We start from the raw sequence: 15137 nt of genomic DNA, 5'->3' as shown, positions 1-15137 counted from the left end.
AGAGATGGACTTACACCTAAAGCTTTAGTAGAGTTCTTTGCTGAAACAGCAAAAGTAGCTCCAAGAAATGTTGGTGATGTAAACATCATGGAAAACTTCTGTTTCGCTAATATAAAAAATGAAGCAGTTGATGAAATCATGGATAAATGTATCGGTAAAAGATTAAATAGAAGAAAAGTTAACATAGAATTTGCTAACAAAAAATAGTAAATAAAAAAAGAAGCCTTAATTGGCTTCTTTTTTTATTTATATTAACTTTTAGGACATGCTTTTTTGCTTCCACAACAACTTCCTGCTCCACTCTTTTTAGAACATCCTCCTGTTGAACCACAGCATGACTTTATAAGTCCTAATTCTCTTTGATCTTCTATTGTTAATGTTGCTACATTCACATCATAATCTTCATACTCTGTTTCAGACAGTAACATCTCTTCCTTAAATTGTATCATAAATCTTCTCCTTTTATAAACATAGCTGAATATAATAATATGTTCACTGTTAATTTACTATGTTTATTAGTATAATATTATCATAATGAGTTATTTTTTTCTACATTATAGCTTATTAAATGTTTTATATTTTAGGAGGACTAAAGATGAGTGTTCATATTGAAGCAAAAAAAGGTGAAATAGCAGAAACTATTCTGTTACCTGGGGACCCACTTAGAGCTAAATTTATTGCTGATACATTCCTTGAGGATGTTATTTGTTATAATAATGTTAGAGGTATGCTTGGCTTTACAGGAACTTATAAAGGAAAAAGAATTTCAGTTCAAGGTACTGGAATGGGACTTCCTTCATTATCTATATATGTTAATGAATTAATTAGAGAATATGATGTTAAGAATTTAATTAGAGTTGGTACTGCTGGTGGTTTAACTACTGAAGTTGAAGTTAGAGATATAGTTCTAGCTATGACATCTCATACTGATTCAGCAATGAATAAATTAAGATTCAAAGGATGTGATTTTGCACCTGCTGCATCATTCACATTATTAAAAAAGGCATATGATAATGCTATAAAAAGTGGATTCACACCTAAAGTAGGTAGTGTATTTAGTGCTGATAGTTTTTATAATGATGATACAGAAGCTTGGAAAAAATGGGCTAGTTTTGGTACTCTAGCTGTTGAAATGGAGACTTCTGGTCTTTATACACTTGCTTCTAAGTATGGAGTAAATGCTCTAACTATTTTAACAATCAGTGATCATCTTGTTACTGGTGTTGAAACTTCATCTGAGGAAAGACAAAATACATTCCTTGATATGATGAAAATAGCTTTAGATACAGCAATTGAACTTTAAACAACAAAAAGCATCTCAAAATTTGAGATGCTTTTGTTATTTAAAATACTTTAAGTAGTTACTTATCCTATATAACTTCCTGGGTTCACTCTACTTCCATTATAAGTCATTTCTAAATGTAAATGTGGTCCAGTACTATATCCTGTTGATCCAACAAATGATACAACTTGTCCCTGTGAAATAGTTTGTCCTGCTCTAACATTTAGACTTGAAGCATGTGCATATAAACTAGTAAATCCATTTTGGTGATCTACAATAACCATATTACCAAATGCATTATGCCATCCTGCAGTTTTAACTACTCCACTAGCTATAGCTTTTATTGGAGTTCCTGAACCTACTGCAAAATCTATACCACCGTGTAATTTACTAACTCCTGATATTGGATGTACTCTATATCCATAAGGCGAACTAATATATCCTCCAACTGGTCTTATAAAGCCACTGCTACTAGTACTTCCACTACCTGAACTTCCACCACTAGGTGGCGCCGTAGGAGATGTTCCTACACTTGTTCCTGCAAGTTCTTTATCTAGATTAACATTTTCAATCTCAAGATGTGTAATATCATGTTGTATAGATCTTTCTTCTGCTGTTAAAGCATCATACTCTGCTGTTTTTGCATCTTCTAATGCCTTAAGTTTTGTAGCTTCATATGCGTATTCTTCTTCAAGCACTTCCATTTTCTCTTTAGATACCACAACTTTAGCTTGTACACCTTCAACCTCTTTTTTAGATGCTGTTAATCCAGCTTCCTTTTTAACTAAATTTGTACGTTCTACTTCTATTGCTACTTTATCAGCTTCAATATCTGCAATAAGCTCTTGGTCTGTTTGTATTAATATATTAATATTAGCTACATTACTTATTAAATCTCCTAAATTTTTAGAGTCAAGTATCATATATAACATTCTATCACCAACATTATTCATATATGTACTTCTAAGCCTTTTACCAAGAGTTTCTTCTTTGAATTCTAATTCTTTTTGTTTTTCATCAATTTTAACTTTTACTGCATTAATTTCTTCTTCAGTTTTTGCTATTTTAGCTTCAAAGCCATCAATTTTCCCTTGTAACTCAGAGATTTCATCTTCAAATGCAAATACTTTATCTTTGACTTCAGTTAAAAGCTTATTTTGAGCATTAAAATTATCTCTAGCCTCTTGTACATTTTTTTCACTCTCTATTTTACTTTCCTGTAATCCCTCTTTTTTCTCTTCTAAATCATCTATTTTCTCATTATTAATTTCTTTCTCACTGTTTATCTTATCTTTTGATGTAGCTACTGCTATAGTAGGTTCCATTATCATTGTTGAAGCTACTAAAACACCTAGCGTTAAAGCTATTATTTTCCCCTTTTTCATATGTTTTCTCCCCCATATTACTTTATATTCCATCTAAATTATACTATATTTCCCTTTTTCTCCTGTGTATATTATGTAAATTTTTTGTTATTCTTATCAGTATTATTTTATTGTACATTTAATTCTGCCCTCAAAAAATCTTCATATTTTATATTAAATTCATCCTTTGATATGAATTCTACTTGTATTTTTTCTTCTTTTAAAAATAAGAAAAAACCTTTATCTATCTCACCGAGTGTTAAAACAAATACTTTTTTACAATTTTCAACTATTGAAAATCCATCAATATATTTTGCCTCTTCTTTATCTAATATATTATATTTCCTATTTGTATATACCAAATATTCTATCCCACTATCCATATTCTTTATTTTTCCTAGTCCTGTATATATATAATCTATTTCATAGCCTTTAGCCCTAAAATACTCCTGTGTCCACTCTTTAAACTCAAAATCAGTTAATTTCTTTAAAGTTTCAAGCATTGTTATATCCCTATTTAAATATTTATAATTATCTGATATAGTTTTTATTTTCACCATACATCCTATAAAAAAAACTATAAGTATAAATAATAGTACATATCTAAGATTTCTAAAAATATCAAAACTTCCTATATTATATAATATATCCACTATATTTTACCTCCTAAAAGTAATTTTTCTCTTATTACTTTTAATTCTCTCACAAATGTAATTCCGTCTATAATACTTATATCAAAATCTGATACACCTCTTCTAACCATAGATATTGTATCTCCTGCAATACTTCCATTACTTATTATTATTCCTTTTTTTACATTTTCATTATTCATATTAGATACTAGCATGTATACATTTTCTCTTATCACTTTATCTGAAAATATCTCAAATTTATTTATTTGAACTATACTTAATATATTTTCTTCACTTTCAATAATTATATAATCACCTTTATCTTCTATAATCAGATACTTTTTCTGCTTTAAATATTTTTTAACAACCTCTTTAAACTCCTTAGCTGAATATAATCCTAATGTATTTAACATTGGAATCTTAAGTCTGTTTTGCTTTTCACTTTTTTTCTTTTCTATTTCTGATTTACGTACTAAATAATTTAATATTTTACTTGATATAAATAAAATTAGGATAACTACTATTATTACTTTTAATGACATAAAATCACCTCCATAATGAATTATTGCCATCTTCTATTTTTATATACAAAAATAAGGCAGTCTAATATTTAAACTGCCTTACTTCTTAAAATATTTAATTAATAGTTTTTAAATTTAACTTTTCTGTGTCATATACTTGCCATTGCCCATCTTCATATTTCAAGTTTGTAAAGAAGCTTTGGTCATAGTCATCACTTTTTAGTGGAACTCCTAGTATTTCTTTCTTTACATTATAATTTATATTTGCAACTATATTTGCAGTATAAACACCATCTTTAAAATCTATATTACTTTTTTCAAAATCTATACTTGAACTATTTAGCTTATATACATTTTTAAGTATGAATCCATTTTCTTTTATATCATTATATATTTTATTTGCTGAATCTTTTGTTGCAAAACTTATTTTACTAGCATCTTGCATATCAATAGCAGAAAATACACTACTATAAAATTTGCCTATTGTATTATTTAAACTTGCTTCTATAGAAGGACTTTTAAGATTTAAATCAAGTTTTATATCTGGGACATCATGTATCTTTGCTATAGCACTTGCAACCTCTCCAAATGGAGTTTTATACTTTAAGCTTATACTATAACTTCCATCAGTTGGAAATGGTCCTACATCTTTAAAATCGCTTGCAAGTGTCCCTGTATTAGTATCATTTATATAAACTGTTGCATTTGGTATATTAGTATTCACATTTACACTTACACCGTCTATATTAATATCTTCATCTTCATTTTTAGTTACTGTTATTTGTTTTTCAGATTTTAATACAGCATATTTATTTTCATTTTCAACTGCTATATCATATATCCCCGGAGCTATAAATTTTATTGTTTTATCACCATTTATTACTCCATTACTTTTTCCATCTATAAACACCTTAGTATTTTTTATGTTAGTTTTTATATTAATATCCGCATATGATACCCCTATAAAATAATTATCTGCAATTAATTTATCTTCTTTGTCTACTGACATTGAATATAACTCTTCGCCTTTAGATAATGCTGTTTTAAGTTTAGTTATTCTATCTTCATCAGCTTTATAAAACTTTACTATTGGTGCTAACTGCTCTTTTGTAAGTTTATCTCCATTTTCAAATCTTATTAGATTTTCAAGTGAATTTACATTACCTTTTTGCAGTGCTATAACACTTTTTTGCAACAGTTCTTTTTTATCATTGCTACTAAATTTAATTACTGTAAGTGTACTAAGTCCTATAAATACAACTATTCCAACTATTATAATACCTTTACTTTTTACAGATAAACTTTTTATAAATTCTTTTGAAAAAACTTTCTTTATATTTTTACCCTCTATATAAATCTTAGCTTTATTTATCTCTGATATAACTCTCTCTTTAAATGTCAATATATCCCCCTCCTATTTACATCTTACTCTGCTTCTAATATATTTATCATCCACTTTTCACAGTGATTGCATTTATAAACTTGTATTCCAAAAGGCTCTAAATGTGTATTTTCATATTCTTTTTGTCTAGCTCTTACTTCTTCTAAAGTTAAAAAATCATCCTCTTCTGTTAGAACACCTATTATTTCTGTAAACTTATTAACTTTAGTTTTATTACAACAATCATTAAGTGCTGCACATTCCATATCTTGAATCTTTAAACCACCTTCAAACTCTTTTATTATATCTACTATATCCATGTACTCATTTATATCATCCTGAAATTCCTCTTTTGTGAAGCTTACTCCACTTATATTAAATAATTCTTTCATTATATCCTCCTAAGTTTATGTGTATATTATTATCATTTTCTATTATATATATTACATACTTTTTCAATCAATGTAAATTAATTTAATAGTTCATGCCTTATATGTTATAATTTTCTTAATAAATAGATGGAGGATTTACAATGATTTTTGATACACATATGCATAGCGAATTTTCTTTTGACTCTGATATGACAGTTTCAGAGATACTAAAAAAACAAAATGAACTTAAAATTGGTATAACGCTTACAGAGCATGTTGATTTAGATTTACCAGAGCTTCCTTTTATTGATATGGATAAATATCTAAGCTTTTATAAAAATTATAAGCAGGATAATTTCTTAGTTGGAATTGAACTAGGTATGTCTAAAGTTAATATGCAACTAACTAAAGATTTTGCTTCTAAAAATAAGGACAAGCTTGATGTTATAATAGGTTCTATTCATACCTTATATACTAGAGATTTATTCTACCTTATGAAAGATACTGAGTTTTCTAAAGAAAAAACTTATAAAGATTATCTTGAAAATATGCTTTACTGCGTAAAAGAATATGACTTTTATGATACACTTGCTCATATCGACTATATTTGTAGATATTCTAGTTATGAAGATAAGGAATTACATCTACATGAGTATTCTTATTTAATAAATGATATATTAAAAACTATAATTGCTAAAGGCAAATGTTTAGAACTTAATACTAGAAGACTTAATAATCATTTAGCTTATAATTCACTTTTAGAAATCTTTAAACGTTATAAAGAACTTGGTGGAGAATATGTAACACTTGCGTCTGACTCTCATAGTTCTGATGCAATCGCTATTAATTTTGATATTGCATCTAAACTTTTAGAGGTGACAAACTTAAAATCTGTTTACTTTAAAAACAGAAAAATGATTATAGAATAAGGGAAGCATTTATATATGCCTCCCTTTTCTTAATTTTATTTTATTACTCTTATTAATGATTTAAATAAATCTTTTTCTTCTTTAAGCTTAGCTTCATTTCCTAATGCACATATACAATCTTGTTTTAAAGTTTTTCTTACAAGAGGTGCAAATGCTTTTATAGTACTAGCATCTGAGCTTAATATTTCTTCTCTTTCTTTAACTCTATCCTCATATGTTATTCCACTAAGGTATAAAGTTGTTGCAAGATCACCTTTTGAACTGTTTCCTATAGGTGTATCAAGCTTTCTAACAGTTCCTATGATGTATTTTTGCATTTCTCTATCTGCTACATCAAAATTCTCTAGGTAGTTACTCATATTATCATAAATATCTAATGTTTCTTTTACATTTGGATCTCTGTATGATGCTATATAGAAGCCACCATCTCTTCTAAAGTTTGAGAATACTCCATATGCTCCACCTTTAACTCTTACATTATTCCATAAGTAGTCAAAACCAAGTATTGTTTCAAGAAGTGACATAGAACCTGTATATTCATATCCTTCTTTAATGAAATCTCCACCTTTAGCAACAAACTGAACATTTCCTTGCATTAATAAGGCTTCATTTTTAGCTTCTACTTCAAATTTATACTTATTATAAGTAAGCTTTTCATCTGATAAGCTATTTATAAATGGTTTTACAGCCTCTTCAAATACTTTATAATCTTCTGCTGTTCCTGAGAAACTTATCATCAGATTATTTTTATTAAATATAAGTCTTCTAAGTTCTTCAAGTTCTGCTTTGATTTTTACTATATCAAAGTTTTCAACCATATCAACAAGCTTGTTATAAGCTGTAAGTCCTGATAACTCTTCCTCATAAGCACCTTTTCCTGAAACATAAGAAAGTATTTTTTTAGCTACTATTCTATGTCCTGCATCAAATAATCCACTTTCTATTCTTGATTTTCTTTCTTCAAGTATTTGCTTTATTCTCTTTTCATCTGAGAAATCTGTTCTAAGAAGTATTTCTTCTATAAGTTCAAATACCTTTGGAAGCTTAGAATTTAAAGCTTTTAATGTAACATCAAAGTATGTGCTATATTCACTAGGCTTTTTAACATTTGCAATACTGCAAGGTGTATATGCTATTCCACCAGCATTTATATTAACTGTATTTGATAATTTTTCAAATGTGTAATTCTCACTTGAACACTTACCAAGCATTCCACTAAGCGTTGACATCATTCCTATAAGTTCCTTAGTTACAGCATCTGATTTGAAACATAAACTTGCATATGAAATTTTATTTGTATGGAATTCATGATGTAATATCTTCACTCCATTAATTTCTTTCTCTTCAAGTGGGAATACTTCAGGATCTTTGTTTATATCTTCTCTTGATAAAACTGGTATTGCCTCAAGTGCCTCTACACCATCTGGAGTTTCTTGTCTTTTCTTTAAATCTTTACATCTACTTATAAGAAAATCAAGTTGCTCCTCAGTAAAGCTTTCTTTCTTAGCTTTTAATTCTTTTTCAAGATTTTCTTGTTTTTCTTCATTCAAACCTTTCTTTGGTTGAAGACTTAATAGCGAACTATGATTATTCTCAAGGAAATGCTCTTTTATAAGCTTTTCAAAGTAATCAGTTGTAAGTGCACTCTTTATTTTTGCAAGTGGCTCCTCGAACTCTAGGTGCGTAAATGGACTTCCACCATAAAGCCAACTATCCATAGCTTTTAAATAATAAATAAGTCCTTTTGGATATGAACCAAAATCACCTTCTCTAAGTTCAAACTCAACTTTATTTATAGATGCTTCTATAAGTTCTTTATCTATACCATTACTTACAAGACCTTCTAAAGTTTCTAGAACTACATCTCTAAATTTATATTTATCTTCCTTATTAGCATTTTTAACAAAAATACTAAAGCAAGGTTGTTTTACACAATTATCATAATCTCCACTAGCTGATTTACCAATTCCAGCATCCATCAATGCTTTTTTAAGTGGTGCAGCTGTTGATTTTAAAAGTAAATAAGCTAAAACTTCATAAGCTAAATAAGCTTCTGAATCTGTTGCATCTCCAACTGAGAAATTAAGGCTATAAAAACTCTTTTTCTCCTCATCATCATCTTTTGCTATTCCATAGAATATCTCAAGCTCATTCATTTTATCAAAAGTTTTTTCTACTTTTATCTCTGAATCAACTTTTATTTTATCAAACCCACTTAAGTACTCATCATTTATAAATGCAAGTTCCTTATTTAAATCTCCATCTCCATATAAGAATATATATGAATTTGAAGGATGATAATAATTCTTGTGGAAGTTTAAGAATTCCTCATAAGTTAAATTTGGAATTTCAGCTGGCTCTCCACCAGAACATACTGCATATTGAGTATTTGGGTATAAACTTGTTGGAATATTTCTATATAATATAGAATCTGGTGATGAATACACACCTTTCATCTCATTATATACAACACCATTATAAGTAAGTTCATCTTCCTTTGACTCAATGTTATAATGCCATCCTTCTTGCATAAATATCTCTTTATGCTTATATATATTAGGATATAAAACAGCATCTAAATATACATCCATTAAATTAAAGAAATCTTTTTCATTTCTTGATGCAACAGGATAAACTGTTTTATCTGGGTAAGTCATAGCATTTAAAAATGTATTTAATGACCCTTTTAAAAGCTCAACAAAAGGCTCTTTCATATCAAATTTTCTTGAACCACATAAAACTGAGTGTTCAAGTATATGTGCAACTCCTGTACTATTTGTAGGAGGTGTTCTAAATCCTATTGAGAATACCTTATTATCATCATCGCTTAATATCTTTATAAGTCTTGCACCTGTTTTTTCATGCTCAAATAAAAGAGCATCAGATCCAAGTTCTTTAATTGTTCTTTTTTCTAAAAGTTTAAATCCATTATAAACTTTATTTATTTCAATGTTCATCCTATCATCCCCTTTTCTACTATCTAATTAATATTCTACCATATTTGCTTCTTTATGAACAAATATATATTTTCATCTAATAACTAATATCAATAACAAAAACCACCTAATTTAAACACATATTTTATTTTACGTATTATTAGATGGCTCAATTTCAACTTATTAAATTTTAATATTTATTGTAAATCAATATAACTTTTTATAATAATAAGCTTTAAAATCATCGCCTCTTATTATTAGTATTATCTATATACCCTAATATAATACCTTTTGACACTCCCACGACTAAAGTTCGATGGGATTCTATAAGCTAATCTTAGTGTATTTCTACTAAAGAAAACTCTTATAGTTAAGGCTATGCCATTAGCCCTCCCTAGACAGACCATATAGGTTCTAGGGCTACGGTTCTATAACCAAACCGTACAGTTTAAGCAAGTATTAGGTCGCCAAACATGTTGTACTGAGCATTCTTATCAAAGTTGAATATCTTTTCAATGATAGATTTTTTCTTTGGTGTTTTTACTATCTCTTCAATCTTTTCAGACCTTGATATATTAATTGCACCAACTAAATCTCTATGTCTTTGATAACCACATTCACAGGTATAACTTCTACCCTTTGCTTTGTTTCTAATACTGCAAGAGGGACAGGTTTGACTTGTGAAAGCAGGGTTTACGTATTCAACTATTATTCCACGAAGCCTTGCTTTATATTCGATATACATTGATAGTCTATAAAATGACCAGTTGTGTATATTCTTAGCGTTTTTACGGCTTGTTCTTGCCGACTTTCTAATATTAGAAAGTTGCTCTAACTTAATGATAGAAGCATTATTATCTTTAGCAAAGTTTACAATATCTCTACTGACCTTGTGGTCTAAGTTATTCATAATTCTTTGCTCTTTATTGTTGATAGTTTTAATAGCTTTAGTTTTTTTAAGTTTACCAAGCTTTTGTCTTAGAGTTTTGAATCTTCTTCTAGTATATTTGTTCTTTCTACCATTACCAAAGAATTTAACTTTTTCGCTAGAACAATAAGCCACAGCAGGTACAAGAATTCCTAAGTCAACTCCTACTGTGTTTTCACCAAGAGATGGTGTGCTTTCTGTTATTACTGATATTTGAGCTATGTACTTATTACCCTTTTTAGTTACTCTTAAAGTACCTAAAGTATTTGATAATAAGTCTTTTGTTCTATCAGTTATATTAGCTTTAATGCTTATCTTCTTTGACTTTCCATCAACCATAAAAGGCATAGCTATTGAGTTATCATCATAAGAATAGTTTTGATTATTCCAAATGCATACAGTTTTTGTTAGCACAGGAACAATCTTATACCTAGTTTTCTTAGCCTTTTTAAATACAGATTTACTATCTCTAAGAGCTTGATTTTTAACAGAACTATTTAAAGGTGCAACAATATTAGCAGTTGTTTTCTTAGTTGATACTTTTAGCTCAACCATCTCTTCAACTAACTCATTAATAAGATTTATATAAGCTAAACTAGAACTATCTATTAAGTTTTTCTGTTCTTTAGTTGGATTTAGTCTTATTACTACTGTTAATGTATTCTCCATATAGTCGCACCTCCTTATCTAGTTTTTTGTTCTTCAACGTATTTTTGGACTGTTTCACTACTAGCATTACCAGTAGTAGAAACGAAATAACTTCTAGTCCAAAGACTAGGTATTCTTGAAACCTCAACAAACTCCTTTCTAATATCTCTACTCGTAGCACCTTTAATCTTTTGCATTATATCGCTAGGCGATAGAGTAGGAGGAGCATTTACAAACAAATGAACATGGTCTACATGACATTCCATAGCAACTATGTTTATTTCATTTTTATTGCATATTTCTTGGACTAAGGTTTTAAACCTGTTCTCTAAATTAGCAACCTTAAATATTTTGCGTCTATATCTAGGACAAAATACAAAGTGATAGTTTATGAGTGATACTGTTGTTTTTGTTCTTCTATATATATCTTTCATAAGTCTATAATACACTTTAGTTTGTATGTTATCAATAGAAACATACGCTAAAAATAGATGGAAATATATGTCATCAGAGCATCGCTTATATCCACACGAACTGTGTCGTGGGCTTTACTCTCAATTATTATAATTTTTAACTAATTTTTCAAATTAAAATAGGCACTAACTGTAGAATATAAAAAATTAATATTTTCTTCTCTATCTGTCGAGAAGTCAGACATCATTGCAAACTGTCCTGCAAACCATATAACAAGAATCCTAAATTCTATATCTTTTATATTTTCAAATTCTTCTTTTATATTAAATCTACTTAATGTAACATCAAAAAGCTGATCAAGAACAACTCTTGCTGTTTTATCAAATTCTTTATCACCCTTTTTACAAAGTTCTCTTAAATCATTCCCAAGACCATTTCTATCTTCTACATCAGCATAAAAAATAACCATAACTTCTCGAAGTTCCGCTTTCTTATCAGCTCTTTTTCTAACAAGTTTTATTTTTCTTATAGTTTCATCCCAACTCTTTATAAAAACATCCATATAAATCATTTTTTTATTTGGATAATAATTATATAATGTTCCAACTGCAATTTCACAAGCTTTTGCTATAGCCTTCATATCCGTTTTATGATATCCCTTTTCTGAAAAAATAGCTTTTGCTTCTTCAAATATTCTATTCTCAATATCTACTATTATCTTTGGCATATAATCTCCCCCATATGTATGTATATATAAAACCCGAATTGAACCCCCATTCATTTCGAACCTTTGTAACTGTTTCCTACTTGAAGTATATATTACATTGCCAATTTTCATCCTTATTTTATCATTTATTGTCAAATTGTTATTATTTTTTTAATATATCAACAAAAAAAGACGCTTTAAGCGCCTTTTAACCTACTATATTATATTAAAAAATCTAAGTGCTACATATAATAAAATAACCCCAGCACCTATAAAACTCATCTTTGTATTATATTTATTTCTTGCCATTTTAAGCTCAAACATTCCACGCAGTATAAATACAATACCGAGTGCTATGCCTAAATATTGATTCACTTCATACCAATTGCTACCATCTTGAACATAAGTATAAAAATAACATAAAATTAACGGAAATACTAAACACCCTATTAAACTTCTTATAAATCTAACTTTACCTTTTATTAGTTTCATAATTTTACTCCTTATCTTTTGCTTACTAATTTATACTTATATATTACCAAATTTTGAGCATATTCGCAAAAAAATATAGCTATTAAATAGCTATATTAGTATCTTTGGTATAAATATTAAAAGTATTATTAAAACTGGTACTGATATTAAATATACAATAATTGGTTTAATTTTCAAATAGTTAACTAGAAGACTAAGTACAACTGATATTATAAACCCTAATGCTATTAATCCCTCACTTTGAATAATAATCCCTATTGATGCAAATATACTCATAAATATAACAAGCTCAACAAAGAAATTTGATGCAAGCCCTAAATTCCCTATAAACCCTCTTTTATTACTACTAAATCTCACAGCACATTACCATCCCATCTTTTTCATTTGTTTTATTAATTATATCAATAATTTATGAGATTAATGTTACAAATACATTTTAATTCTATTATTTAACTGAAATCACATATTATTGGCTGAATACCCCAAAGTGCAATAACACACCATACACCTGCCATAACTAGCCTTTCAAATAATCCTATAGTCATAATATCGCTCATAAAAATTATAAAAATTATTACTGGTATAAATATAGCTAGAAATATAAGCTTTGATTTCTTTGTTGCAACTGAAACTTCTCCACATTTATCACAGTAAATTCCAAACATAATAGACTGTATAAGCACATCATTAAACTTTATTTCTTTTCCACAACTAATACAATAATTTTTTTTCAATTTAAACATCCCCTAAAAAGTTATAAATATATCTTAACATAATAATTTACAATTTACAAATTTTGGAAATCATAAATTAATTCAGACTAAGTTCCTTGAGTATAGTTTATATGGTATACTTTAATAATTAAATATGATTATTATAGGAGCTTTTAATAGTTCTTAGAATTATAGACAAATAGGTATAAAAGTACCTAAACATACTTTTAAATCGAGAAAGTGTGTAATAGCCCTAGCCAAATGAATAACAAAATAAAGAAAGGGGAAAGCTACTTATATACGGATGGCTAGTTCGGATTTAAAGACTGTGGAGTTCTATATCAAATCAGAGTAGTATATACGAAATGAGGGACTGAGAAACAGTAATTTTCTTGATATAGACACTTTTGTCTATATTTTAAGTAGCAGAATATATATGAAAAAAATAGATTTTAAAGCTAGTGTAATGCTAAACCCAGTTCCAGCAGTTATGATAAGTTCTAGAAATAAAGAGGGCAAAGATAATATATTTACAGTTTCATGGGTAAATACAGTTTGTACAAGACCCCCTATGTTATCTATATCAATAAGACCTGAAAGACTATCACACGATTATATAACAGAAAGCATGGAATTTATCGTAAATGTTCCATCAAGTAAACTTACATATGAAACAGATTTTTGTGGAGTTAAAAGTGGTAAAAAAGTTGATAAAATTAAAGAGCTAAACCTTAAAATGATTGAAGGTGAACATGTAAATGCAGCTTATATAGATGATTGTCCTGTTGCTATTGAATGTAGAGTTAAACAAATCATTAAACTTGGTTCACATGATTTATTTATAGCTGATGTACTTGGTTCACATATAGATGAAAATATGCTTGATGAAAAAGGTAAAATCCACTTTGAACTTGGTGACCTTATAAACTATGCACACGGTGAATATTACCCTATGGCTAAAAAAGCTATTGGAAGATTTGGTTATTCAACAAAAATTACTAAAGAAGAAGATACAAAAAACAAAGAAAATTTATTAAATAAAACTATTTCTTCATCAATTTTAAAAGAAGATAACAAAGTAGAAATTCCAAAAGAAAAATCAAAACCTAGAAGAAGAACTCTTTCTAAAACAGATATAGTAAAAGCTAAATCTTCTAATAAGAGTAAAAAAACTTCATCAAAAAAAAGTAGAAGTAAAGCATAATGCTTTACTTCTATTTTTTTAAATATCTAATCTATATGATATTGATTTAAGCTCTTGCCTAAGTTCTTTAGCATCTGGTAAAATACTGCAAACTTTATCCCAAAACTCTTTAGAATGATTTTTATGTGGCATATGACTCATTTCATGAACTACTAAATAATCAATTATCTCTGGTCTAGCCATTATAATCTTATAATTAAAATTTATTTTATTGTCATATGTACAACTGCCCCATCTTCTTTTTTGCTCTTTAATTTTAATATCTTTTATATCTTCCTTAAAAAACTCAGAAAAATATTTACATCTGCTTATTAAATATTCACCTGCTAAACACTTATAAAGATAAATCAAATCACTTTCTGAAGATGTTTTTCTTACATAAAATTTCTTTTCTTTTATATCAATTCCTATCTTGTCTGAATGAAAAAGTTTATACTTCTCATCTAAATAATTAAATATTTCCCCTTCTAAAAACTTTCTATCTATGACAGCTTTATTTTTTTCTCTAATTAAAAGAACATTTTTTTCTATCCATTCATTTTTACTTTCTAAAAACTCATAAATCCGCTTATATGTTAAAGTATTTGGTGCTCTTACTATAAGCTGTGCCTTATTA

At 28.0% G+C, this 15137-nt stretch carries 18 protein-coding genes; 4 read left to right on the top strand and 14 right to left on the bottom strand.

Annotation, left to right across the window (positions count from 1 at the left end; translation table 11 throughout):
* The coding region (locus Q0V15_RS07795) for a DbpA RNA binding domain-containing protein (protein WP_297437684.1) at nucleotides 1-207 on the top strand (207 nt) is incomplete at its 5' end.
* A gap of 44 nt (nucleotides 208-251) precedes the next feature.
* Here Q0V15_RS07795 and Q0V15_RS07790 read toward each other — a convergent pair.
* Complete coding sequence (locus Q0V15_RS07790) at nucleotides 252-449, bottom strand: hypothetical protein (RefSeq protein ID WP_297437682.1); 198 nt, start codon at nucleotides 447-449, stop codon at nucleotides 252-254.
* 146 nt (nucleotides 450-595) lie between these two features.
* Between Q0V15_RS07790 and deoD the strand changes: the two genes are divergently transcribed.
* Complete coding sequence (deoD, locus tag Q0V15_RS07785; RefSeq protein ID WP_297437680.1) at nucleotides 596-1303, top strand: purine-nucleoside phosphorylase; 708 nt, start codon at nucleotides 596-598, stop codon at nucleotides 1301-1303.
* 62 nt (nucleotides 1304-1365) lie between these two features.
* Here the strand turns inward: deoD and Q0V15_RS07780 are convergent, their stop codons facing one another.
* The 5 genes from Q0V15_RS07780 to Q0V15_RS07760 form a co-directional block, all read right to left on the bottom strand.
* Complete coding sequence (locus Q0V15_RS07780; RefSeq protein WP_297437678.1) at nucleotides 1366-2667, bottom strand: murein hydrolase activator EnvC; 1302 nt, start codon at nucleotides 2665-2667, stop codon at nucleotides 1366-1368.
* 107 nt (nucleotides 2668-2774) lie between these two features.
* Nucleotides 2775-3299: a hypothetical protein gene (locus Q0V15_RS07775; RefSeq protein WP_297437676.1), complete on the bottom strand. Its 525-nt coding sequence runs from the start codon at nucleotides 3297-3299 to the stop codon at nucleotides 2775-2777.
* Entirely contained in the window at nucleotides 3299-3820 is a 522-nt protein-coding gene (locus Q0V15_RS07770; RefSeq protein ID WP_297437675.1) for a restriction endonuclease, read from the bottom strand. Before Q0V15_RS07770 ends, Q0V15_RS07775 begins: the two co-directional genes overlap by 1 nt.
* A 94-nt stretch (nucleotides 3821-3914) precedes the next feature.
* On the bottom strand, nucleotides 3915-5201 hold the full coding sequence (locus tag Q0V15_RS07765; protein WP_297437673.1) for a TcaA 3rd/4th domain-containing protein: 1287 nt from the start codon (nucleotides 5199-5201) through the stop codon (nucleotides 3915-3917).
* Nucleotides 5202-5224: 23 nt separating this feature from the next.
* Nucleotides 5225-5572 carry a hypothetical protein gene (locus tag Q0V15_RS07760; RefSeq protein ID WP_297437671.1) on the bottom strand — a complete coding sequence of 116 codons (348 nt, stop codon included), beginning with the start codon at nucleotides 5570-5572 and terminating at the stop codon, nucleotides 5225-5227.
* Nucleotides 5573-5712: 140 nt separating this feature from the next.
* Here Q0V15_RS07760 and Q0V15_RS07755 point away from each other — a divergent pair, with 140 nt between their 5' ends.
* The gene (locus Q0V15_RS07755) at nucleotides 5713-6480 is read left to right on the top strand and encodes a histidinol-phosphatase HisJ family protein (protein ID WP_297437669.1); all 768 of its coding nucleotides are present in this window, start codon (nucleotides 5713-5715) and stop codon (nucleotides 6478-6480) included.
* A 35-nt stretch (nucleotides 6481-6515) separates the two neighbouring features.
* Here Q0V15_RS07755 and Q0V15_RS07750 read toward each other — a convergent pair whose 3' ends face one another.
* The 7 genes from Q0V15_RS07750 to Q0V15_RS07720 all read right to left on the bottom strand — a co-directional run bounded on the left by Q0V15_RS07750 (nucleotide 6516) and on the right by Q0V15_RS07720 (nucleotide 13338).
* A complete protein-coding gene (locus Q0V15_RS07750) occupies nucleotides 6516-9437 on the bottom strand; it encodes an insulinase family protein (RefSeq protein WP_297437667.1) in 2922 nt (973 codons plus the stop codon).
* Nucleotides 9438-9864: 427 nt separating this feature from the next.
* Nucleotides 9865-11013 carry a transposase gene (locus Q0V15_RS07745; RefSeq protein WP_297437665.1) on the bottom strand — a complete coding sequence of 383 codons (1149 nt, stop codon included), beginning with the start codon at nucleotides 11011-11013 and terminating at the stop codon, nucleotides 9865-9867.
* Between the two features lie 14 nt (nucleotides 11014-11027).
* Nucleotides 11028-11426, bottom strand: coding sequence for an IS200/IS605 family transposase (tnpA, locus tag Q0V15_RS07740; RefSeq protein ID WP_297437663.1), 399 nt, complete (start codon nucleotides 11424-11426; stop codon nucleotides 11028-11030).
* Between the two features lie 140 nt (nucleotides 11427-11566).
* A complete protein-coding gene (locus Q0V15_RS07735; protein ID WP_297437661.1) occupies nucleotides 11567-12133 on the bottom strand; it encodes a TetR/AcrR family transcriptional regulator in 567 nt (188 codons plus the stop codon).
* 195 nt (nucleotides 12134-12328) lie between these two features.
* A complete protein-coding gene (locus Q0V15_RS07730; protein WP_297437659.1) occupies nucleotides 12329-12604 on the bottom strand; it encodes a hypothetical protein in 276 nt (91 codons plus the stop codon).
* A 90-nt stretch (nucleotides 12605-12694) separates the two neighbouring features.
* The gene (locus Q0V15_RS07725) at nucleotides 12695-12961 is read right to left on the bottom strand and encodes a hypothetical protein (protein ID WP_297437657.1); all 267 of its coding nucleotides are present in this window, start codon (nucleotides 12959-12961) and stop codon (nucleotides 12695-12697) included.
* 92 nt (nucleotides 12962-13053) lie between these two features.
* Nucleotides 13054-13338 carry a hypothetical protein gene (locus Q0V15_RS07720; RefSeq protein WP_297437655.1) on the bottom strand — a complete coding sequence of 95 codons (285 nt, stop codon included), beginning with the start codon at nucleotides 13336-13338 and terminating at the stop codon, nucleotides 13054-13056.
* Between the two features lie 415 nt (nucleotides 13339-13753).
* Between Q0V15_RS07720 and Q0V15_RS07715 the strand changes: the two genes are divergently transcribed.
* Nucleotides 13754-14521, top strand: coding sequence for a flavin reductase family protein (locus Q0V15_RS07715; protein ID WP_297437653.1), 768 nt, complete (start codon nucleotides 13754-13756; stop codon nucleotides 14519-14521).
* 18 nt (nucleotides 14522-14539) lie between these two features.
* On the opposite strand, the gene Q0V15_RS07710 is transcribed toward Q0V15_RS07715, so the two are convergent.
* Nucleotides 14540-15137 (bottom strand): M48 family metallopeptidase (locus tag Q0V15_RS07710; RefSeq protein WP_297437651.1); only part of this gene is annotated, 598 nt, incomplete at its 5' end.

It is taken from the genome of uncultured Clostridium sp., from assembly GCF_947036855.1.
Lineage (GTDB): Bacteria > Bacillota > Clostridia > Clostridiales > Clostridiaceae > Sarcina.
The sequence above is the reverse complement of the archived record's forward strand: the minus strand, read 5'-3'. Positions and strand labels throughout refer to the sequence as shown.

Bases quoted from the DNA above. Each gene is read 5' to 3' on its own strand.
- Q0V15_RS07735 (WP_297437661.1), bottom strand. From the start codon at position 12,133: ATGCCAAAGATAATAGTAGATATTGAGAATAGAATATTTGAAGAAGCA.
- Q0V15_RS07760 (WP_297437671.1), bottom strand. From the start codon at position 5,572: ATGAAAGAATTATTTAATATAAGTGGAGTAAGCTTCACAAAAGAGGAA.
- Q0V15_RS07745 (WP_297437665.1), bottom strand. From the start codon at position 11,013: ATGGAGAATACATTAACAGTAGTAATAAGACTAAATCCAACTAAAGAA.
- tnpA (WP_297437663.1), bottom strand. From the start codon at position 11,426: ATGAAAGATATATATAGAAGAACAAAAACAACAGTATCACTCATAAAC.
- Q0V15_RS07770 (WP_297437675.1), bottom strand. From the start codon at position 3,820: ATGTCATTAAAAGTAATAATAGTAGTTATCCTAATTTTATTTATATCA.
- Q0V15_RS07750 (WP_297437667.1), bottom strand. From the start codon at position 9,437: ATGAACATTGAAATAAATAAAGTTTATAATGGATTTAAACTTTTAGAA.
- Q0V15_RS07755 (WP_297437669.1), top strand. From the start codon at position 5,713: ATGATTTTTGATACACATATGCATAGCGAATTTTCTTTTGACTCTGAT.
- Q0V15_RS07715 (WP_297437653.1), top strand. From the start codon at position 13,754: ATGAAAAAAATAGATTTTAAAGCTAGTGTAATGCTAAACCCAGTTCCA.
- deoD (WP_297437680.1), top strand. From the start codon at position 596: ATGAGTGTTCATATTGAAGCAAAAAAAGGTGAAATAGCAGAAACTATT.
- Q0V15_RS07730 (WP_297437659.1), bottom strand. From the start codon at position 12,604: ATGAAACTAATAAAAGGTAAAGTTAGATTTATAAGAAGTTTAATAGGG.
- Q0V15_RS07780 (WP_297437678.1), bottom strand. From the start codon at position 2,667: ATGAAAAAGGGGAAAATAATAGCTTTAACGCTAGGTGTTTTAGTAGCT.
- Q0V15_RS07790 (WP_297437682.1), bottom strand. From the start codon at position 449: ATGATACAATTTAAGGAAGAGATGTTACTGTCTGAAACAGAGTATGAA.